Below are 19,163 nucleotides of genomic sequence, written 5' to 3'. Positions count from 1 at the left end.
TGGCTGTGGCCGGCGTCGGTTGACGCCGGCCCCGGAGGAGCGGGATGCCTGCTCGTCGGTCAATTCATCTGCTGTTCACAAGTGTGGCGGGCCTGCGGGCATTCCCCGGGAGCGGGGGCGCTCGGGCGCATGCGGGGGCGCCTTCGGCGCACGACGCGGGCGGTCGCGCGGCGGGCGTGCCTTGACCTCGGCACGCCGCGCCGGAACGATGCGGCGCATGGCCTCCTACGCCCGTACGGAACGCGCCGCACTCGCCGACCTGCTCTCCCAGGTCGGCCCCGACGCCCCCACGCTCTGCGCCGGCTGGACCACGCGCGACCTCGCCGCCCACCTCGTGGTGCGGGAACGCCGCCCGGACTCCTCCCCCGGCATCCTGTTCAAGCCGCTCGCCGGGTACACCGACAAGGTGCGCCTGAAGAAGGCGGCGCTGCCGTACGAGGAGCTGATCCACCTTGTGCGCACCGGTCCCCCGCGGCTGTCGTTGTTCGGCATCCCCGGCGTGGACACGGCGGCCAACACGATGGAGTACTTCGTCCACCTGGAGGACGTGCGCCGCGCGCAGCCCGACTTCAAGCCGCGCGACCTGGAGCCGGGGTTGACCGAGTTCCTGTGGAAGCGGGTGCGGACGGGCGCGAAGCTGATGCTCCGCAAGGTGCCGGTCGGGGTCGAGCTGCGGCGTACCGACACGGCCGAGGAGGCGCAGCCGGTGCGGGTGCGCAAGGGCGCTCCGCTGGTGACGCTGGCCGGCCCGCCCGCCGAACTGCTGCTGTACGTCTACGGCCGCAAGGGGCAGGCCCTCGTCACGGCGGAGGGCGACGCCGACGCGGTGCGGCGGCTGGAGGAGACCCCGACGGGGTTGTGACGGGGTATCCCGTCACCCGTGCGTGCCGGGCCGGGGCAGTTCGAAGGTGCGCAGCGGCCGGCACGCCGCCCCGATGGCCACGCCCACCGCGGACACCGCGGCGCCCACCACGAACACCGCCCCGGGCCCGACCGCACCGGCCAGCAGGCCGGCGAGCGGGTACGTCATCGGGGCCAGGCCGATGGCGCCGAGCATCTGCACCGAGACCACGCGGCCGAGCATCGGGCGTGCCGCGGTGGTCTGGATGAGCGCGCCGCACAGCCCGCCCCACAGGCCGGAGCCGAGGCCGAGGACGGCCGCACCGGCGGCGGCGGAGACCAGTCCGGGTGCGAGCCCGGTCGCCGCGATGCCGGCGGTGGACAGGACGAGGGCGCCCAGCATCACGCGTCCGGCGTGCGGCACGTGGCCGCGTACGGAGAGGATCAGGCCGGTCGCGACGGCGCCCACGCCCCACGCGCCGATCAGCAGGCCGAGGCCGCCGGGTCCCCAGCCGCGGTCGGCGGCCAGCAGCACGACGCCGATGTTCATCGGGGCGCTGAAGCCGAGTTCGGCGATGACCGCGACGATGAGGGTGTATTTGAGCAGGGGAATGGACCAGGCGTAGCGCAGCCCGGCGCGTACGCCGCTGTCCTCCGTGGGCTCGGACGCGTCGGTGCGCTCCGGTGCGTCGTCGCGGTTCGGTGTGTTTTCGCAGTCTGGTGTCTTCTCGCAGGCTGGTGTCTTCTCGCAGTCCGATGTGTTTTCGCAGTCCGGTGTGTCGGCCGCCACCGAGTCGGCGATCAGGCGTGGTGCGGGCCGCAGTTGCCACAGAAGCGCCAGTGAGACCGCGAAGAGCAGGGCGCTTGCCGCGAACGCGCCCGCGACGCCCCCGTGTGCGAGGGCGAGGCCGCTCACCGGTCCGCCGGCCACGGCCGCGCAGCGGTTGGCGAGGCTGCGCAGGCCCTGCACGCGGGCGTACTGGTCGGGTGTGGTCAGCGTCGCGGGCATCGCGCCGACGGCGGGCATGAACAGCGCGTCGACGGCGCCGAAGAGCAGCGCCACGACGGCGAGCAGCGCGATGCCGGGTGCGGTGAGGGCGACCGTCGCGGCGGCGGCCACCATGACGAGGCAGCGGACCAGGTCGCTGGCGATGACGACGCGGCGCGCGCCGAAGCGGTCGGCTATGGATCCGCCGGGCAGCATGAGGATCGCCCGGGGCACGGTGCCGAGCGTGACGACGATGCCCGCCGCGGCGGGTCCGGAGGCCTCGACGGCCTGCCAGGACAGGGCCATGAACCACAGTTGGTCGCCGACGAGCGAGGCGCCGAAGGCCGCGAGCCAGCGGTAGACGGCGGCCCCGGGGCCGGTACGCCGCGGAGCGCCCGGCCCCGCGCCCGGCCCCGGCCCGACGCCCGCGTCCTCGCGGGTCTCGGTGCCGGCGGCCTGAGCCGCGCGGGCGGTCGTGGTGGCGGCCGCGGTGGCGGTGTGCTTGGTGCGCGACGGGCGGTTCACGGTCACCTCGCGAGGGCTGGTCGGCGGGTCTGGTCGACGGGACTGGCTGATTGGACTGGTTGTGGGGCTGGTTGGTGGGACCAGTTGCCGCGACTGGTCGGTGGGACTGGTCGGTGGGACGGTTCAGGGCGCGGGCGCGTACGGGAACCCGAGCAGTTCGAGCTGGACGCGCTCGCGGCGCCCGCCGTCCGCGTCGTGGTCCTCGGCGCGGCCCCGGAAGCGGTCCACGACGGCGAACAACTCCTCGTAAAGCGCCTGGAGTTCGGCGGCCGAGAGGCGGAGCGCGGGGGCCGCGGAGAAGGACGCGTTCTGCCAGTCCAACCCCATGCTCTTGACGTGGCGCAGCGACTTCTCGAACAGGTCGGTGATGTCCGAGTGCGCGGTCATGACCACGGCGTCGGCGACCTCGACGGCTACCTCGTCGCCGCTGAAGTCGGCGGTGCTGAACCGCAGGTCGTTCAGCGCGATCCAGCGCCGCTCGCGGCCGTCGCTCGACGCCTCGGGGTCCTCGGCGATGAAGCCGTGCTTGGCCATCGCCCGCAGGTGATAGCTGATCAGCGACGGCGTGGTGCCGAGCACGCGGGCCAGGCCGGACGCGGTGGCCGCCCCCTCCGAGCGCAGCAGGCGCAGCACCCGCAGGCGCAGCGGGTGGGTGAAGACCTTGAGGGCCTCTATGTCACGGGTGTTCCGTACGCCCCGGGCGTCCGGCGCGCCGGGGTCGGCCGGGTCGTCGTGCGGATCGTGCGGCGGGTTCTCGGGCATGCCTCCACGATAGAACCGAAAGAAGTCTTTCGCAATATTTATTTCGCAGTTTCTCTTTCGGAACCCCCGACGCGGCCACCCGGATAGCCGTACGTTGACCCGGAGTCCTTGTCCCGTTCACCTCGCGGTGCAAGGATCCGCACGCCAATTGATCACCCCCTGAGGAGACTTCGTTCGTGAGTTCGAACATCGGCGTCATGGACGCGGTCATCCTGGGCGTCGTCGAAGGACTCACCGAGTTCCTGCCGGTCTCCTCGACCGGCCACCTGAAGATCACCGAAGGCCTGCTCGGCATCGACGTCGACGACAAGTCCGTGGTCGGCTTCACCGCGGTCATCCAGGTCGGCGCGATCGCCGCCGTGATCGTCTACTTCATCAAGGACATCGTGCGCATCGTGTCCGCCTGGGGCCGGGGCATCGCGCACAAGGAGCAACGGCACGACCGCGACTACAAATTCGCGTGGTGGGTGATCTACGCGACGATCCCGATCGTGATCGTCGGCATCGCGATGAAGCCGCTCATCCACGGCCCGCTCGCCTCGTTGTGGGTGGTCGCCGGCTCGCTCATCGTCGGCAGCGGCGTGATGTGGTACGCCGAATCGGTCGGCGGCAAGCGCGGCCGCCGCCGCGGCGAGGACGAGGTCACCCTCAAGGACGCGATGGTGGTGGGCAGTTCGCAGATCCTCGCACTGCTCTTCCCGGGCTTCTCACGGTCCGGCGCGACCATCTCCACCGCGCTCATCCTCGGCCTCGACCGCGTCGCCGCGACGCGCCTGTCCTTCTTCCTGTCGATCCCCGCCCTCACCGGCGCCGGCATCTACGAACTCAAGGACGCCACCGAAGGCCACACCAGCGGCCTCGCCCTCGCGGTCGGCACCGGCGTGTCGTTCATCGTCGCGTACGCGTCCGTCGCATGGCTGCTCAAGTTCGTCTCCAAGCACACCATCAACGGCTTCGCCGTCTACCGCGTCCTCGTCGGCCTAGCCCTCATCGGCATGCTCGCCTCCGGCTTCCTCGACGCCTGACCCGCAGAAACACGCGGGTGCGCGGGGACGCGCGCGCCGCAGCGTTCGCGGCGCCTCAGGCGGGCCGGTCAACCGACTGGGGTGATCACTGCGGCTGTGCCGTAGGCGCAGATTTCGGTGCCGTTGCCGGCTTCGGTGACGTCGTAGCGCATTGCCAGGACCGCGTTGGCGCCGCGTGCCCGGGCCTGCTCGATCAGGCGTTGCATCGCCTCGCTGCGGCTCTCCACGAGCGTCTTGGTCAGGCCGCGCAGTTCGCCGCCGACCATGGACTTGAGGCCCGCGCCGATCTGGCTGCCCAGGTGCCGGGAGCGTACGGTGAGCCGGAAGATCTCGCCGATCACCGAGTCGACGCGGTGGCCCGGCACGTCGTTGGTGGTCACGACGAGTACGCCGGAACTGTTGTCGATTCCGCCCCCGTACGCGCTCAGGTCTTCGCTCATGACGCGCCTCCGCCGGCCGTGCGGCCCCCGGGATGCGGGCCGCCCATCCCGCCAGCTTGTCGCGGCAGGGCGGCGGCCGCACCCGCGGGCACCCGTTCGGGCATGCGGTGCAAGTACCTGGCCCCGCACCGGTCCGGGTCAGCGGACGGGCTGCCCGGCGGCCTTGAGGGCGTCCTTGACCTGCGGGATGCGCAGGTCGCCGAAGTGGAAGACGCTGGCCGCGAGGACCGCGTCGGCGCCGGCCTCGACCGCGGGGGCGAAGTCGCCGAGGGCGCCCGCGCCGCCGGAGGCGATGACGGGGATGGTCACCTCGGCGCGGACCCGGCGGATCATCTCCAGGTCGTAGCCGTCCTTGGTGCCGTCGGCGTCCATCGAGTTGAGCAGGATCTCGCCCGCGCCCAACTCGGCGGCGCGCGCGGCCCATTCCACGGCGTCGATCCCGGTGCCCTGGCGGCCGCCGTGCGTGGTGACCTCGAAGCCGGAGTCGGTGCGCACGCCCTCGGGGCAGCGGCGCGCGTCGACCGAGAGGACCAGCACCTGGGCGCCGAAGCGGTCGGCGATCTCGGCGATCAGCTCGGGGCGGGCGATGGCGGCCGTGTTGACCCCCACCTTGTCCGCGCCCGCGCGCAACAGCTTGTCGACGTCCTGCACGCTGCGTACGCCGCCGCCGACCGTCAGCGGGATGAAGACCTGCTCGGCGGTGCGGCGCACCACGTCGTACGTCGTCTCGCGGCTGCCCGAGGACGCCGTGATGTCGAGGAAGGTCAGCTCGTCGGCGCCTTCCGCGTCGTACACGCGGGCCATCTCGACCGGGTCCCCCGCGTCGCGCAGGTTCTGGAAGTTGACGCCCTTGACCACCCGGCCGGCGTCGACGTCCAGGCAGGGGATGACGCGTACCGCGAGGCTCACTTCGCCCCCCGGTAGGCCTCGACCTCGACCTCGACCAGCATCCGCGAGTCGATCAGTCCGGCCACCACGACCATGGTCGCAGCCGGCCGGGCGGTGTCGAACATCTCCTTGTGCGCGCGGCCGACCGCGTCCGAGTCGCGCGCGTGGGTGATGTACATGCGGGTGCGCACGACGTCGTCGCGCGTCAGCCCGATCTGCTGGAGCGCCTTTTCGGCCACCTGGAAGGCGGTCAGCGTCTGCTCGTAGGGGTCGCCCTCGCCGATGAACAGGCCGTCGACGATGCTCGTGCAGCCGGACACCAGCACGAGGTCGCCGACGACGACGGCGCGCGAGTAGCCGATGACGTCCTCGTACGGTCCTCCCGAGGAGATCCGCTGCACTCCGTCACGCGCTTCGGTCATCGCGACACCGCCTCCAAGGCCTCTTCGAGAGTGAACGCCTGCGCGTAGAGCGCCTTGCCCACGATCGCACCCTCCACACCGAGCGGCACGAGCTCGGCGATGGCGCGCAGGTCGTCGAGCGACGAGACGCCGCCGCTGGCCACCACCGGGCGGTCCGTCGCGGCGCAGACGTCGCGCAGCAGCTGCAGGTTGGGGCCGGTGAGGGTGCCGTCCTTCTTGACGTCGGTGACGACGTAGCGGGCGCAGCCGTCGGCGTCGAGGCGGGCCAGCGTCTCGAACAGCTCGCCGCCCTCGCGGGTCCAGCCGCGGCCGGCGAGCGTGGTGCCGCGTACGTCCAGGCCGACCGCGATCTTGTCGCCGTGCCGGGCGATCGCCGAGCGCGCCCAGTCCGGCGACTCCAGCGCGGCGGTGCCCAGATTCACCCGGTGGCAGCCGGTCGCGAGCGCGGCCTCCAGGGACGCGTCGTCGCGGATGCCGCCGGACAGCTCGACCTTGACGTCCAGCTTGCCGGTGACCTCGGCGAGCAGGTCGCGGTTGGAGCCGCGGCCGAAGGCGGCGTCGAGGTCCACCAGGTGGATCCACTCGGCGCCGGCGTTCTGCCAGGCCATGGCCGCGGCCAGCGGGTCGCCGTACGAGGTCTCGGAACCGGCCTCGCCCTGCACGAGCCGGACGGCCTGGCCGTCGGCGACGTCCACGGCGGGCAGCAGTTCCAGGCGACGGGTCTCGCTCATGTTCTCAACGATCCTTCGTAAGGCTCGGGTGCCGAGTCGGGTGCCAGGTCGGGTGCCCGGTCGGGGGGTCAGAGGGTGGCAAGCCAGTTGCGGAGCACGGCGGCCCCGGCGTCGCCGGACTTCTCGGGGTGGAACTGGGTGGCCGAAAGGTACCCGTTCTCGACGGCGGCGACGAACGGCGTGCCGTGCGTCGACCAGGTGACCAGCGGCGGAGCCAGGTGCTCGGAGGGCGGCAGCTCCCACTTGCGTACGCCGTAGGAGTGCACGAAGTAGAAGCGGGTGTCGGCGTCGAGCCCCGCGAACAGCACGGTGTCCTCGGGCGCGTCCACGGTGTTCCACCCCATGTGCGGCACGATCGGCGCCTCCAGGCGCTCCACCGTGCCGGGCCACTCGTCGCAGCCCGGGGTCTCGACCCCGTGCTCGACACCGCGCTCGAAGAGGATCTGCATGCCCACGCAGATCCCGAGCACGGGCTGCCCGCCGGCGATGCGCCGGTCGACGATGCGGTCCCCGCGTACCGCCTTGAGGCCCTCCATGCACGCGGCGAACGCGCCGACCCCGGGCACGATCAGCCCGTCGGCGTTCAGCGCGGTCTGGTAGTCCGCGGTGACCTCGACCTCGACCCCGAGGCGCGCCACCGCGCGCTCGGCCGAGCGGAGGTTCCCCGATCCGTAGTCGAGGATGACGACCTTCTTCATGACGTGATCCCCTCCTAGACGCGCAGCAGCCCGGCGGCGAGCGACATCGCCCCGCACAGCCCGAGCAGCACGATGACGCCCTTCGGCATGCCCTGCTTGACGAACGAGACGACCCCGCCGATCAGGAACAGCCCAAGGGCAATGAGAACGACGGCGATACCACTCATGAGACGCCTTCTGTGATTGCGGCACGGAAGATGCCCGCCCGTACAGGCCGTACAGGGATGTGCTGGTACGACTGCCCCATCTACAGCGCGCCCTTGGTGGAGGGGATTACGCCGGCGCGGCGGGGGTCGAGGACGCAGGCGTCGGAGAGGGCGCGGGCGAGGGCCTTGAACTGGGCCTCGACGATGTGGTGCGCGTTGCGGCCGTACGGCACGTGCACGTGCAGGCAGATGTGCGCCTGGGCGACGAACGACTCGAGGATGTGGCGCGTCAGCGTGGTGTCGTACGCCGGGCCGATCATCGGCGCCATGCCTTCCGGCTCACTGTGCACGAGGTACGGGCGGCCGGACAGGTCGACGGTGACCTGCGCGAGCGCCTCGTCCAGCGGCACGGACGCGTTCGCGAAGCGCCGGATGCCCGCCTTGTCGCCGAGGGCCTGGCGGAACGCCGCGCCGAGCGCGAGGGAGGTGTCCTCGATGGTGTGGTGCGAGTCGATGTGCAGGTCGCCGTCGGTCTTGACGGTCAGGTCGAACAGGCCGTGCTTGCCGAGCTGGTCGAGCATGTGGTCGAAGAACCCGACGCCCGTGGCGACCTCGACCTGGCCGGTCCCGTCGAGGTTGACCTCGACGAGGACGGACGTCTCCTTGGTGGCGCGTTCGACGCGGCCGATCCGGGCCATCAGCTGATCTCCTTCAGTACGGCGCGCATCGCGTCGAGGAACGCCGTGTTCTCCTCGTCGGTCCCGGCGGTCACCCGCAGCATCCCCGGCACCCCGTTGTCGCGGACCAGGACGCCGCGGTCGAGGATCGCCTGCCAAACGGCACGCGTGTCCTCGAAGCGGCCGAACTGCACGAAGTTCGCGTCGGAGGCGGTGACTTCGCAGCCCATGCCGGCCAGTTCGGCGACGATGCGGTCGCGCTGGCGCTTGAGCTCGGCGACGTAGCCGAGCAGTGTGCCGGTGTGCTCCAGGCAGGCCAGCGCGGTCGCCTGGGTGACGGCGGACAGGTGGTACGGCAGGCGTACGAGCTGCACCGCGTCGACCACCGCCGGGTCCGCCGCCAGGTAGCCGAGCCGCAGCCCCGCCGCGCCGAAGGCCTTGGACATCGTGCGCGACACGACCAGGTTGGGACGGCCGTCGAGCAGCGTGAGCAGCGACGCGTGGTGCGAGAACTCGACGTACGCCTCGTCGACGATGACGAGGGAGGGCCGGGCCGCCTGCGCCGCGTCGTACACCGCCTCGACGACCGCACCGTCGAGCGCGGTGCCGGTGGGGTTGTTGGGCGAGCACAGGAACACCACGTTGGGGCGGTGTTCGGCGATCGCCGTGAGCGCGTCGTCGAGGTCGATGGAGTAGTCGTCGCGGCGTGCGCCGGAGATCCACTCGGTGCCGGTGCCGCGCGCGATGAGTGCGTGCATCGAATACGACGGGTCGAAGCCGAGCGCGCTGCGCCCCGGGCCGCCGAAGGCCTGGAGGAGTTGCTGCAGCACCTCGTTGGAGCCGTTGGCCGCCCATACGTGGCGCGTGGTGAGCGGGACGCCGCCGTTCTCCGAGAGGTATTCGGCGAGGCGGGTGCGCAGCTCGACGGCGTCGCGGTCCGGGTAGCGGTTGAGGTGCCGCGCGGCCGCGGCGACGCGCTCGGCGATGCGGTCCACCAGCGCGTCGGGGAGCGGGTACGGGTTCTCGTTGGTGTTGAGCAGCACGGGGACCTGCAACTGCGGCGCACCGTACGGCGATTGGCCGCGCAGCTCGTCGCGGATGGGCAGGTCGTCGATGCGGGTGGCGGGTGCGCTCGTCGCGGGCACGTTCATTGCGGGTGTGCTCGTCGCGGGCCGGCTCACTGAGGGTGTGCTCGTTCCGGGGTTGCTCATTCCGGCACCGCCCATCCGAAGCGCGCCTTGATGGCGGCGCCGTGGCCGGGCAGGTCCTCGGCTTCGGCGAGGGTGACGACGTGGTGCGCGACCTCGGCGAGGGCGCTCTCGCTGTAGTCGATGACGTGGATGCCGCGCAGGAACGACTGCACGGACAGGCCGGAGCTGTGGCACGCGCAGCCGCCGGTGGGCAGAACGTGGTTGGAACCCGCGCAGTAGTCGCCCAGCGAGACGGGCGCCCACGGGCCGACGAAGATCGCGCCCGCGTTGCGCACCCGGGCCGCGACGGCGGAGGCGTCGGCGGTCTGGATCTCCAGGTGCTCGGCGGCGTACGCGTCGACGACCTTGAGGCCGTCGTCGACCGAGTCGACCAGGACGAGGCCGGACTGGCGGCCGCCGAGCGCGGTGGTGACGCGCTCGACGTGCTTGGTCGCGGCGACCTGGGCCTTGAGTTCGGCCTCGACCGCGTCGGCCAGCTCCGGCGAGTCGGTGACCAGGACGGACGCCGCGAGCGTGTCGTGTTCGGCCTGGCTGATCAGGTCGGACGCGACGTGCACGGGGTCGGCGGTGGCGTCGGCGAGCACCGCGATCTCGGTCGGGCCGGCCTCGGAGTCGATGCCGATGCGGCCCTTGAGCAGGCGCTTCGCGGACGCGACGTAGATGTTGCCGGGGCCGGTGACGAGGTTGACGGGGTCGCAGGAGCCGGCTCCGTACGCGAACATCGCGATCGCCTGGGCGCCGCCGACCGCATACACCTCGTCGACGCCGAGCAGCGCGCACGCGGCGAGGATCGTGGGGTGCGGCAGGCCGCCGAATTCACTCTGCGGGGGCGACGAGACCGCGAGCGAGGTGACGCCGGCCTCCTGGGCCGGGACGACGTTCATGACCACGGACGAGGGGTAGACGGCCAGGCCGCCGGGGACGTACAGCCCCACGCGCTCGACCGGCAGCCACCGCTCGGTGACCGTGCCGCCGGGCGCGACCTGCGTGGTCACGTCGGTACGCCGCTGGTCGCGGTGCACGATGCGGGCGCGGCGGATGGTCTCCTCCAGCGCGGCGCGCACCTTCGGGTCCAGCTCGGCCAGGGCCCGGTCGATGGCCTCGGTCGGGACCCGGATGTCGGTCAGCCGCACGCCGTCGAAGCGCTCGGTGATCTCGATCAGCGCCTCGACCCCGCGATGGCGCACGTCGTCGCAGATGGGACGGACCTTCTCCAGGGCCGCCTCGACGTCGAACTCGGCACGGGGCATCACGTCGCGCAGGGCCGCGGGACTGTCCAGGACAGCCCGGCCGGCGGCGCCGCGCAGATCGATACGGGAGATCACCTGTCCCAGTGTAGGGAGGGCGCGGAGCGCGGGTCCGCGTGTGTCGGGTCGTGAGACGCGGATTCCGGTCGGGTGAGCGGCGTCACTCCCCCGGCCAGGGCAGCCGTACCCAGAGGGTCTTGCCGTCGGGGTGGCGTTCGACGTGGGTGGTTCCGCCGGCCTCGGCGGCGAGCGTACGGATGATCAGCCGGCCGCGGCCGGAGGTGTCGTCGGCGCAGGGGTCGTCGGCGCCGTCGCGCGGTTCGGGGAGGAAGGGGTGGCCGTCGCGTACGCCGAAGGAGACGGTGCCGTCGGCGAGTTCGAGCGTGACGGTGAGGTCGGGGGCGGAGTCCGCCGCGTGCTCGATGACGTTGGCGACGAGTTCGGTGGCGATGAGGCGGAGGTCGTACGCGAGCTCGTGGCCGGCCGGGAGGCCCCAGGCGAGGAGAAGGTCGCCGAGCAGGCCGCGGACCTGGGGAACGACGACGGGGGCGCAAGGGAATGTCAGCGATTGGCTGCGGCCGGCCGCGGGCCCCGGTCTTGCGGGCACTGCCGGTCTCGGGATGGGCGATGACATGAGGCGACCCCTCGCAGCAACGGGGCGCGGGCACGCCGACGCTCCGCCATTCAGCGTGACGACAGGCCTACACAGCGCAACCAACCTGCTACGATCGTGGCCGCCACCCGTTTATTTCGCAAGTCTCTAATATCCAGATCACGCATGAACGACGAGGAGTCCGTCATGCCCGCGCTTCCTGGACCATCCGTCCGACGGCGTCAGCTCGGGAATGCGCTCCGGAAGTTCCGCGAAGGCGCCCACCTCACCGCCGAGGACGCCGCGCGCGTGCTGGACTGCCACGCCTCCAAGCTCAGCCGGATCGAGAACGGGCAGTCGGGTGTACGCGCCCGTGACGTCAGGGACCTGCTGGACCGCTACGGCGTCGACGACGCGGCGGCGCGGACCGCGCTGGAGGCACTGGCGCGGTCCAGCTACCAGCGTGGTTGGTGGCACGACTACAGCGACGCGCTCGATCCGGGCTACACCGACCTGATCGCGCTGGAGGCGACCGCTTCCGACGTACGGAACTACCAGACCCTGCTGGTGCCCGGCCTGCTCCAGACCGAGTCGTACCTCCGCGCGGTGATCGACGCCCACCCGAACGGGTACGCGGAGGAACAGGTCCGGCAGCGGCTGGACGTCCGCGCCGCGCGGCAGCAGGCGCTCACCCGCGAGTCGAGCCCGCTGCGCCTGTGGACGGTCGTACACGAAGCGGCCTTGCGGCACGCGATTGGCGGCGCTCGGACGATGCGCGAACAACTCGCGCACCTCCGGGAGTTCGCGCGGGTGCCGAACGTCACGGTGCAGGTGCTGCCGTTCGAAGTCGGCGCCCATCCAGGGCTCAACGGGCCGTTCGCGCTGATCGGCTTCCCCGAGCTGCGCGACCTCGATGTGGTCTACCTGGAGACCCTCACCAGCAGCCTCTACGTCGAGGCACCCGATCAAGTCCGCCAGTACGCGGACGTGTTCGAGCACTTACGAGCGGTTGCCGCCTCACCTAAGCGGTCACTGGCCTTCATCGACCGTTTGCGCGACGATCTGTGACAAGGCGTCGAAGGCGGGGAGCGGATGGGGCACGGCATAGCGGGGCGCAAGGGTGCGCACACCGGCGTTGAACGCAGTGTTGAACGCGGTGTTGAACGCACTGTTGAACGCAATTGCGTTGAGGTGGCTGCGACCGACCACCTTGCCGCGTGGCGCACGAGTTCGTACAGCGGCGCGAACGGCGATTGCGTCGAGGTGGGTTGCGAGCCCTCGGCCGCGCTCGTCCGGGATTCCGAGCGGCCGGCGGCCCCGCACCTCCGCTTCTCCCCCGACTCCTGGAACGCCTTCCTCGCGCACAGGGCCGCGACCGCGTGACCCCCAGTGATCTCAGCGCCGCCGAACGGCGGGTCTGGGAGGCGTACCGCAACGGCGAGGAGTGCGTGTTCGGGGCGGTGGCCGGGCCCACCTCCTCCGACTGGCCGCTGCCCGACGCCGACATGGGCGACGATTGGGGCGCCGAACGCACCGTACGCGCCGAGGTGTTGGCCCGCCTGCTGCTCGGCGAGGCGGAGCCGGTCCCGGGGCGCACACCCGCCCTCGAAGTGATCGGCGCGCGTATCACCGGCCCGCTCAACCTGCGGGGCGCGCGCGTCGACGCGTACGTCGACCTGCGCGGGTGCCGCTTCGACGACCGCGTGATCCTGAACGACGCCAACACCGGCACGATCCGCTTCATCGGCTGCACGATCGACGCGGTACGTGCCCGCCGGGTACGCGTCGACGGCGACCTGTGCCTGAGCACCTGCCGAATCCGCGAAGGCGTCATCCTCACCGACGCGCAGATCGCCACCGACCTCGTACTGCACGGCTCCCGTCTGACCGCGATGCGCGACGGGCGCTCACTCGGCGCGGACGGCGTCAACGTGAGCGGCGACCTCAGCGCCCACGGGCCTTTCCACGCCTTCGGCACGGTCAGCCTGCGCAGCGCACGCATCGGCGGCCGGGCGACCTTCTATCGCGCGCACATCGACGCCGAGCCGGGCGTGAACGCGCGCGGTCACCGCCATCTCGCCTTCGACGGCGCGGGGATGTACGTCGAGCAGACCCTCCACTTCAGCGACAACTTCACCGCCACCGGCTCGATCCGCATCAACGACGCCCGCTTCGGCGACGCGCTGGTGATCGACCAGGCCGAGATCCTCCGCGACCCGACGGAAGAGCTCTTCCTCTGGCGCGTGACCGCGCGCACCCTGTCGCTCGTACTCGTCCCCGACCCGCAAGGCGACATCCGGCTCAGCGGCGCCCAACTCGGCGCGCTGACGGACACCCCGGATACGTGGCCGGGAGCGGGCCGGGTCTCGATCGGCGGCATGACGTACACCGTCCTGCGCTCGACTTCACCCATGACACTCCGCCAGCGCCTCCGCTGGCTCGCGAACGCCACGCCCGAATACGAGCCGCAGCCGTACGAGCAACTCGCCGCCGCCTACCGCGCCTCCGGACAGGACGAGGAGGCCCGCTACGTCCTCCTCGCCAAACAACGCCGCAACCGCGAAACCCTCCGCCTGCCCGGCCGCATCTGGGGCTACCTCCAGGACGCCGCCATCGGCTACGGCTACCGCCCCGCCCGCGCCCTCGCCTGGCTCGCCGCCCTGATCGCCGTCGGCACCATCGCCTTCGCCATCGACCGGCCCACCCCCGTCAAAGCCGACGAAGCCCCCCACTGGAACGCCTTCTTCTACACCGTCGACCTCTTGATCCCCGTCGTCACCGTCGGCCAGGAAGCAGCCTGGAACCCCGGCGGCTGGGCCCAATGGCTCGCCTACACCCTCGTCCTCCTCGGCTGGGCCCTGGCCGGCGCCGCCGCCGCAGGCGCCACCAGAGTCCTCAACCGCCCCTGATATCGGGGCGGAGCCGACCCGCACCGAAACCGAAGGCCGACCCCCCGACCCTCACCGTACGCGCGGCCCTGCCGTGGCCCCGTCCTCTCCGGCGCGGCCGGGGCGGAGTGTGGTGTGGGTCGATCGGGGAAACCCGGTCGGGGGTTTGGGGGTGAGCCCATAGTCTTGGTTTCCGTGACCGACCGGCTCCCGCTCTTCCCGCTCAACTCGGTGCTCTATCCGGGTCTTGTGCTGCCCCTGAACATCTTCGAGGAGCGCTACCGGCGCCTGGTGCGGGACCTGCTGGCCCGTCCCGAGGGCGAGCGGCGGTTCGGGGTGATCGCCCTGCGCTCCGGGCGCGAGGTGGGCGACCTGCCGGTGGACGCGGTCGACGCGTTGTTCCCGGTGGGCTGCATTGCCGAGGTCGCGTCGATCCGTCCGCACGCGGACGGGCGGTTCGACGTCGTGGCGACCGGGGCGACGCGGTTTCGGCTGCTGTCCGTCGACGACTCCGGGCCGTATCTGGTCGGCGAAGTCGAGGCGATGGCCGAGCCGCGGGGCGACGACGTGGAGGTACTGGCCCTTGCGGTCTCCCGGGCGTTCGCCGACTACCAGCACAAGTTGGTGGGGGCGCAGGGGCGCGGGCCGGTCGAGCTCCCGGAGCTGCCGGACGACGCGGTGGTGCTGTCGTACCTGGTCGCGGCGGCCATGGTGCTGGATCTGAAGGACAAGCAGAGCCTGCTGGTCGCCGACGACGGCACGGTACGCCTGCGCGCGGAGCTTTCCCTCCTGCGCCGCGAGAGCGCGCTGCTCGAACACATCCGCGCGCTCCCGGCCGTCGAACTGCTTCGCCAGGGCGCCGAGCCGAACTGACGCGCGACGTGGCAGCAACAACGTACGAACACAGCTAGGGGAACGCACCGTGGCGAAGGCCAAGTCCGGTACGAAGGGCAAAGCGTCGCAGGGCGGCACGCCCGCGACCGTCGCACTGACGCGCGAGGGCGTCGCCTTCACCCTGCACGCGTACGCGCACGACCCCGACGCCGCCTCCTACGGCGAGGAGGCCGCCGCCGCCCTCGGCGTGACCGCCGACCGGGTGTTCAAGACCCTGGTCGCGGACGTCGACGGTGCGCTGACGGTCGGCGTCGTCCCGGTCGCGGGCAAGCTCGACCTGAAGGCGCTGGCGGCGGCGGTCGGCGGCAAGCGCGCCGCGATGGCCGACCCGGCCGCGGCCGAGCGCACGACGGGGTACGTCCTCGGCGGGATCTCCCCGCTCGGCCAGAAAAAGCGCCTGGCCACGGTCGTGGACGCGAGCGCGCTCAGCCACGGGACCGTGTTCGTGTCCGCCGGCAAGCGCGGCCTGGAGATCGAGATCGCGCCGGCCGACCTCCTGCGCATGACCGCCGCGAGGACCGCCGACATCGGCCGGACGTCGTAGGCCCTGCCGCCTCCGACGCCCCCGACCGCCCCCGACGCCCCCGACGCAGCGTCAGTCGGAGCGCTTGGTGAGGTCGGGGCCGGCGGCCGAGCCCGGTGCGGTACCGGGGGTGGGCGGCGCTGCGTACGGCATCTGCGACTGCGCGTGCGGCTGCATCTGACCCTGCTGCTGCGGGGGCCACGGGAACCCCTTCGGGGTGCGGTCGCGCGGGCCGAAGCCGGCGGTGAGGCACAGGAAGAGAATCACCGACGCCATCGGCCACAAATAGAGGACACCCTTGGCCTGGATGCGCAGCGGTTCCTCGAACTCGATGCGGCCGTCGCGTGCGAGCAGCTGTTCCCCGAAGGTGTCCGGGCCGAGTGCGCCGCCGACCTTGTAGGCGATGTACGAACCCAGCATCCCGCCCGCCCCCAGGCCGATCGCGACGCCGATGCCGTACTTGCGGCCCTTCCAGAACGCCAGGATCGCCAGCACCAGGCCGACGACCGACCCGATCAGCGCGAACCAGCCGTCGCGCGCGATCTCGGCCTCCGGGGGCGCGCTGGGCCGCAGGTACTCGAGGTGGTCCACGATGATCTTGGGGATGTCCGGGGCGATGGCGTACCAGAGCGCTCCGGCGGCCACGCCGACCAGGAGGCAGGTCCCGAAGACGATGCCGCCCGCGATGACGTCGCCGCGCGCGGCGTCCCATCCCGACTCCTTCGAGTCGTTCGAGTCGTTCGCGGACTGTCCGGGGCCCTGCGGGTGGGCGGGCAGGGCGGCGGACGGGGCGGCGGCAGAGTTCCGGTCGAACTGCCAGGGCGACGTCATGCGGTCAGAATCCCATGCTCGTGGTCGGAGTGCCGGTCGGCGGGCGCGGTGTCCGGCCGGTTCAGCCGGGTGCCGTACGCACTGCTCATCCCCTCGATGTGCGCCGGAACGCCCACGTCGCGAGAGTGAGCATCGCCACGCCGACCCCCGCGCACACCGCGAGGTTCGTGGCGAAGGCCGTCCAGTCCGGGGTGCCGTACGTGGCGATGAACGCGTCCACGCCGTACGACGACGGCAGCAGGTCGCGGCCCAGCTCGATCACGCGCGGCATGCGGTCGGCCGGGATGACGCCCAGCAGCAGCGCCGCGGACATCCCCAACTGACCGAGCAGGGTGGCCAGTTCCTGCCGTGGCGCGAGCAGCCCGAAGACCGCGCCGACACCCGCGAGCGCGGCCCCGGACAGCGGCACGACCACGAGGAGGGCCCACAGGTTCGCCAGCGGCAGCTGGAACATCAGCGCGCCGGTGACGGCCGTCGCGATGGTGCCGGGGAGAGTGAACGACGCGTACGCCGCCGCCATGCCCAGCACCACCGCGGCCGGGCGTACCGGCAGCGTCATGTAGTAGTCGAGCGCGTTCGCGGCGCGCAGCGCGCCGAAGTGCTGGGCCAGCAGGTTGAGCGCCACGAACGCGACGACCAGCACACTGGATCCCGCCACGACCGCCTCGCGCGCGCTGTCGGAGCCGGTGTCGACGACGCCGCGCATGAGGATCATGATGCCGACGGACTGGAAGACCGCGACGAAGAGCAGCGGTACGCGGGAGACGCGCGTACGCGACAGTTGCGCGCGGTACACGGCGACGAGGCCGGCCCACAGCGGCGTCGTGGGGGCGAGGTCCGCCTGCGGCCCGCCGCGCTCGGGTGCCTCCCTCGGCGCGGACCTCGGTGTGCCGACCGTCGTCATCCCTTGACCAGCCCCTCGTGGCGCCCGCCCAGGGCGAGGTACGCGTCTTCCAGGCTCGGCGTCGACAGCGTGAAGTCGTCCAGCACGCCGAACGCCGGCCCCGCCGTGACGGCCGCCAGCAGCTCGCGCGCGGTGGCCGGGTCCATCCGGGTCGTCCAGCGCCGGCCGATCCGTACCGCGTCGCGTGCGAGCAGCGCCACCGTGGGGTCGTCGAGCGGCGGGTCGCCGCGCCAGACCAGTTCGAGCCGGACCTCGTCGCCGACCGTCGCCTTGAGGCCGCCCGGGGTGTCGCACGCGATGACGCGTCCCTCGTCGAGCACCGCGACGCGGTCGAGGACCGTCTCGGCCTCGATGACGTTGTGGGTGACCAGGACGACCGTGGTGCCGCTCTCCGCCCGGCGCCGGTCGATCGCGGCCCACACCGCGCGGCGCGCGACCGGGTCCATGCCGACGGTCGGCTCGTCCAGCACGAGGACCGGCCGGTCGCCGACCAGCGCGGTGGCGACACACGCGAGGCGGCGCTGTCCGCCGGACAGCTTCTTGATCGGACGCTCCGCGAGGTCGCGCAGCCCCAGCTCCTCCACGACCTCGGCACGCGCGCGGCGGGCCGCCTCGGCGCTCAGCGCACGCAGCCGCGCGGTGGTCTCGATCGCGAGGGACACCGTCAACTCGTCGAGCGCGCCGCACTCCTGACCGAGGTACGCCACCAGCCGCGCGGCCGCCTCCGGCCTGCGCACCACGTCGTGGCCGAGCAGGTCGATCGATCCGGCGTCGGGCCGCAGCAGCCCGGTGAGCTGGCGGACCAGGGTGGACTTGCCGGCGCCGTTGGGGCCGAGCAGTCCGAAGATCTCGCCGCGCCGGATGTCCAGGTCGATGTCGGCGTTGGCGTGCACGGTGGTGGCGGCGACCCGGCGGCCGGTGCGGTACTTCTTGGACAGCCCGGCGACCCGGTAGCAGGCCGCGTCGGAGCGGCGCGCGGGGGCGGGGTCGGAGGTCGGGGAGTGCCCCTCCCGTCCCTCCCCCTGGTGCTCCCCTGTGAACGCTGCGCCGAGAATGGCCACGTCGTGCCTCTCCTGCCCGTGCCGCCGCCGCGGGCGCGCCGGGGTGTCGTCTGTCGCTTGCGGATGCTGTCGGTGTGGCAGGGACGGAATCCGTGCCCCAAAACTCTACGTGGCGGAAGGGGCTCCCCGTGCCGCGCCCCTGGCCAGGGCCTGCCGTGCGCGGGTCCACTGGTCGCGCGGGAGCACCGCGCCGCGCCACTGGATGCCGCGGATGGCCCGCTCCTGGTCGGCGGGCAGGCGGCGGGCCGTGAAGGCGGCGCCGAGCTTGAGGAGGGCCCAGGGTCTCGTGGGGAGGCCGACCCGGAGCAGCTCGCGCTTGAGGTTGGGCCACCAGACGGTGGTGGCGTCCATGAGCGCGTCCTCGGCCCCGGCCAGGCGCTTGAAGCCGGCCAGCTTCCCGACCGTGCGGGAGATGAGCCACTGCGCGAGGACGGCCAGCGCGAAAAGGACGAGGAGCACGATTCCGAGCGGGATCGTGACACCGCCGAAGAGCAGCAGGATGCCGAGGGCAAGCAGGACGTACTTGAGGAGGAAGAGCATCTCCAGCCGGCCGAGGACGAGCCGGCCCGCGATGTAGCGGATCAGGAGCACGGCCTGAGCGGTGGTCAGCTTGGTGTCGACATCCGGCGTCCCGTCGGCCGCGCGGTCCTTGTCGTATGCCTGGTACCCGCCGGCGGCGTCGCGCCGCTCCGCGTCCCTCGCGGCCTGCTGCAGTTTGCGGCCGCTCTTGGCCGCCGCGATCCCGGCCTTGCCGAGTCTCGACCAACCGGCCATGGGCGTGTTCCTCCATCGGGTCGCGCGGTCGTGCCGACGGGCGGGTGTCCGGTGTCCCCCGCGGACTCTTACCGCCCATCGTGCCACGGCCGCGCG

General features: G+C 72.1%; 23 protein-coding genes. 7 read left to right on the top strand and 16 right to left on the bottom strand.

Annotated elements, in window-relative coordinates:
* The first annotated feature begins 217 nt into the window (after window positions 1-217).
* Complete coding sequence (locus ACWD12_RS29135) at window positions 218-862, top strand: TIGR03085 family metal-binding protein (RefSeq protein ID WP_358353168.1); 645 nt, start codon at window positions 218-220, stop codon at window positions 860-862.
* Window positions 863-874: 12 nt separating this feature from the next.
* Here ACWD12_RS29135 and ACWD12_RS29130 read toward each other — a convergent pair whose 3' ends face one another.
* Complete coding sequence (locus ACWD12_RS29130; protein ID WP_450102066.1) at window positions 875-2,353, bottom strand: MFS transporter; 1,479 nt, start codon at window positions 2,351-2,353, stop codon at window positions 875-877.
* A gap of 123 nt (window positions 2,354-2,476) precedes the next feature.
* A complete protein-coding gene (locus ACWD12_RS29125) occupies window positions 2,477-3,115 on the bottom strand; it encodes an ArsR/SmtB family transcription factor (protein ID WP_358353165.1) in 639 nt (212 codons plus the stop codon).
* A gap of 176 nt (window positions 3,116-3,291) precedes the next feature.
* Between ACWD12_RS29125 and ACWD12_RS29120 the strand changes: the two genes are divergently transcribed.
* The gene (locus ACWD12_RS29120; RefSeq protein ID WP_450102065.1) at window positions 3,292-4,140 is read left to right on the top strand and encodes an undecaprenyl-diphosphate phosphatase; all 849 of its coding nucleotides are present in this window, start codon (window positions 3,292-3,294) and stop codon (window positions 4,138-4,140) included.
* A 68-nt stretch (window positions 4,141-4,208) separates the two neighbouring features.
* Here the strand turns inward: ACWD12_RS29120 and ACWD12_RS29115 are convergent, their stop codons facing one another.
* From ACWD12_RS29115 to ACWD12_RS29070, 10 genes are all read right to left on the bottom strand, one after another.
* Window positions 4,209-4,580: a YbjQ family protein gene (locus ACWD12_RS29115; RefSeq protein ID WP_450102064.1), complete on the bottom strand. Its 372-nt coding sequence runs from the start codon at window positions 4,578-4,580 to the stop codon at window positions 4,209-4,211.
* Window positions 4,581-4,718: 138 nt separating this feature from the next.
* Window positions 4,719-5,489, bottom strand: coding sequence for an imidazole glycerol phosphate synthase subunit HisF (gene hisF / locus ACWD12_RS29110; RefSeq protein ID WP_450102063.1), 771 nt, complete (start codon window positions 5,487-5,489; stop codon window positions 4,719-4,721).
* Entirely contained in the window at window positions 5,486-5,890 is a 405-nt protein-coding gene (locus ACWD12_RS29105) for a RidA family protein (protein WP_450102062.1), read from the bottom strand. The genes hisF and ACWD12_RS29105 overlap by 4 nt, the downstream gene beginning before the upstream one ends.
* Complete coding sequence (priA, locus tag ACWD12_RS29100; protein ID WP_358353156.1) at window positions 5,887-6,621, bottom strand: bifunctional 1-(5-phosphoribosyl)-5-((5-phosphoribosylamino)methylideneamino)imidazole-4-carboxamide isomerase/phosphoribosylanthranilate isomerase PriA; 735 nt, start codon at window positions 6,619-6,621, stop codon at window positions 5,887-5,889. Before priA ends, ACWD12_RS29105 begins: the two co-directional genes overlap by 4 nt.
* Window positions 6,622-6,689: 68 nt before the next feature.
* Window positions 6,690-7,319: an imidazole glycerol phosphate synthase subunit HisH gene (gene hisH / locus ACWD12_RS29095; protein ID WP_358353154.1), complete on the bottom strand. Its 630-nt coding sequence runs from the start codon at window positions 7,317-7,319 to the stop codon at window positions 6,690-6,692.
* Window positions 7,320-7,333: 14 nt separating this feature from the next.
* On the bottom strand, window positions 7,334-7,486 hold the full coding sequence (locus ACWD12_RS29090) for a hypothetical protein (RefSeq protein WP_358353152.1): 153 nt from the start codon (window positions 7,484-7,486) through the stop codon (window positions 7,334-7,336).
* Between the two features lie 80 nt (window positions 7,487-7,566).
* Window positions 7,567-8,163: an imidazoleglycerol-phosphate dehydratase HisB gene (gene hisB / locus ACWD12_RS29085; RefSeq protein WP_358353151.1), complete on the bottom strand. Its 597-nt coding sequence runs from the start codon at window positions 8,161-8,163 to the stop codon at window positions 7,567-7,569.
* Window positions 8,163-9,293: a histidinol-phosphate transaminase gene (locus ACWD12_RS29080; RefSeq protein ID WP_450102061.1), complete on the bottom strand. Its 1,131-nt coding sequence runs from the start codon at window positions 9,291-9,293 to the stop codon at window positions 8,163-8,165. Before ACWD12_RS29080 ends, hisB begins: the two co-directional genes overlap by 1 nt.
* 56 nt (window positions 9,294-9,349) lie before the next feature.
* A complete protein-coding gene (hisD, locus tag ACWD12_RS29075; protein ID WP_358353147.1) occupies window positions 9,350-10,678 on the bottom strand; it encodes a histidinol dehydrogenase in 1,329 nt (442 codons plus the stop codon).
* Window positions 10,679-10,760: 82 nt separating this feature from the next.
* Window positions 10,761-11,234: an ATP-binding protein gene (locus ACWD12_RS29070; RefSeq protein WP_450102060.1), complete on the bottom strand. Its 474-nt coding sequence runs from the start codon at window positions 11,232-11,234 to the stop codon at window positions 10,761-10,763.
* A 144-nt stretch (window positions 11,235-11,378) separates the two neighbouring features.
* On the opposite strand from ACWD12_RS29070, the gene ACWD12_RS29065 reads away from it, so the two are divergent.
* The 5 genes from ACWD12_RS29065 to ybaK all read left to right on the top strand — a co-directional run bounded on the left by ACWD12_RS29065 (window position 11,379) and on the right by ybaK (window position 15,518).
* Window positions 11,379-12,260, top strand: a complete 882-nt coding sequence (locus ACWD12_RS29065; RefSeq protein WP_450102059.1) for a helix-turn-helix domain-containing protein — start codon at window positions 11,379-11,381, stop codon at window positions 12,258-12,260.
* A 24-nt stretch (window positions 12,261-12,284) separates the two neighbouring features.
* Entirely contained in the window at window positions 12,285-12,575 is a 291-nt protein-coding gene (locus ACWD12_RS29060; RefSeq protein WP_450102058.1) for a DUF397 domain-containing protein, read from the top strand.
* Window positions 12,572-14,101: an oxidoreductase gene (locus ACWD12_RS29055; RefSeq protein WP_450102057.1), complete on the top strand. Its 1,530-nt coding sequence runs from the start codon at window positions 12,572-12,574 to the stop codon at window positions 14,099-14,101. The genes ACWD12_RS29060 and ACWD12_RS29055 overlap by 4 nt, the downstream gene beginning before the upstream one ends.
* 165 nt (window positions 14,102-14,266) lie before the next feature.
* Window positions 14,267-14,953 (top strand): LON peptidase substrate-binding domain-containing protein, encoded by a 687-nt coding sequence (locus tag ACWD12_RS29050; protein WP_450102056.1) that lies wholly within the window; start codon window positions 14,267-14,269, stop codon window positions 14,951-14,953.
* Window positions 14,954-15,002: 49 nt separating this feature from the next.
* A complete protein-coding gene (gene ybaK, locus ACWD12_RS29045; protein WP_450102055.1) occupies window positions 15,003-15,518 on the top strand; it encodes a Cys-tRNA(Pro) deacylase in 516 nt (171 codons plus the stop codon).
* Between the two features lie 51 nt (window positions 15,519-15,569).
* On the opposite strand, the gene ACWD12_RS29040 is transcribed toward ybaK, so the two are convergent.
* The 4 genes from ACWD12_RS29040 to ACWD12_RS29025 all read right to left on the bottom strand — a co-directional run bounded on the left by ACWD12_RS29040 (window position 15,570) and on the right by ACWD12_RS29025 (window position 19,067).
* A complete protein-coding gene (locus tag ACWD12_RS29040) occupies window positions 15,570-16,328 on the bottom strand; it encodes a hypothetical protein (RefSeq protein ID WP_450102054.1) in 759 nt (252 codons plus the stop codon).
* An 85-nt stretch (window positions 16,329-16,413) separates the two neighbouring features.
* On the bottom strand, window positions 16,414-17,232 hold the full coding sequence (locus ACWD12_RS29035) for an ABC transporter permease (RefSeq protein ID WP_450102053.1): 819 nt from the start codon (window positions 17,230-17,232) through the stop codon (window positions 16,414-16,416).
* Complete coding sequence (locus ACWD12_RS29030) at window positions 17,229-18,287, bottom strand: ABC transporter ATP-binding protein (RefSeq protein ID WP_450102105.1); 1,059 nt, start codon at window positions 18,285-18,287, stop codon at window positions 17,229-17,231. The genes ACWD12_RS29035 and ACWD12_RS29030 overlap by 4 nt, the downstream gene beginning before the upstream one ends.
* A 111-nt stretch (window positions 18,288-18,398) precedes the next feature.
* On the bottom strand, window positions 18,399-19,067 hold the full coding sequence (locus ACWD12_RS29025) for a hypothetical protein (protein ID WP_358353130.1): 669 nt from the start codon (window positions 19,065-19,067) through the stop codon (window positions 18,399-18,401).
* Window positions 19,068-19,163: the final 96 nt, after the last annotated feature.

The organism is Streptodolium elevatio (assembly GCF_053592165.1).
Note: the sequence above shows the minus strand (reverse complement) of the source record. Positions and strands in the feature narration are given on the sequence as shown.

Bases quoted from the DNA above. Each gene is read 5' to 3' on its own strand.
- ACWD12_RS29125 (WP_358353165.1), bottom strand. From the start codon at position 3,115: ATGCCCGAGAACCCGCCGCACGATCCGCACGACGACCCGGCCGACCCC.
- hisH (WP_358353154.1), bottom strand. From the start codon at position 7,319: ATGAAGAAGGTCGTCATCCTCGACTACGGATCGGGGAACCTCCGCTCG.
- ACWD12_RS29065 (WP_450102059.1), top strand. From the start codon at position 11,379: ATGAACGACGAGGAGTCCGTCATGCCCGCGCTTCCTGGACCATCCGTC.
- ACWD12_RS29090 (WP_358353152.1), bottom strand. From the start codon at position 7,486: ATGAGTGGTATCGCCGTCGTTCTCATTGCCCTTGGGCTGTTCCTGATC.
- priA (WP_358353156.1), bottom strand. From the start codon at position 6,621: ATGAGCGAGACCCGTCGCCTGGAACTGCTGCCCGCCGTGGACGTCGCC.
- ACWD12_RS29025 (WP_358353130.1), bottom strand. From the start codon at position 19,067: ATGGCCGGTTGGTCGAGACTCGGCAAGGCCGGGATCGCGGCGGCCAAG.
- ACWD12_RS29040 (WP_450102054.1), bottom strand. From the start codon at position 16,328: ATGACGTCGCCCTGGCAGTTCGACCGGAACTCTGCCGCCGCCCCGTCC.
- ACWD12_RS29135 (WP_358353168.1), top strand. From the start codon at position 218: ATGGCCTCCTACGCCCGTACGGAACGCGCCGCACTCGCCGACCTGCTC.
- ACWD12_RS29060 (WP_450102058.1), top strand. From the start codon at position 12,285: ATGGGGCACGGCATAGCGGGGCGCAAGGGTGCGCACACCGGCGTTGAA.
- ACWD12_RS29070 (WP_450102060.1), bottom strand. From the start codon at position 11,234: ATGTCATCGCCCATCCCGAGACCGGCAGTGCCCGCAAGACCGGGGCCC.
- hisB (WP_358353151.1), bottom strand. From the start codon at position 8,163: ATGGCCCGGATCGGCCGCGTCGAACGCGCCACCAAGGAGACGTCCGTC.
- ACWD12_RS29105 (WP_450102062.1), bottom strand. From the start codon at position 5,890: ATGACCGAAGCGCGTGACGGAGTGCAGCGGATCTCCTCGGGAGGACCG.
- ACWD12_RS29080 (WP_450102061.1), bottom strand. From the start codon at position 9,293: ATGAACGTGCCCGCGACGAGCGCACCCGCCACCCGCATCGACGACCTG.
- ACWD12_RS29115 (WP_450102064.1), bottom strand. From the start codon at position 4,580: ATGAGCGAAGACCTGAGCGCGTACGGGGGCGGAATCGACAACAGTTCC.
- ACWD12_RS29035 (WP_450102053.1), bottom strand. From the start codon at position 17,232: ATGACGACGGTCGGCACACCGAGGTCCGCGCCGAGGGAGGCACCCGAG.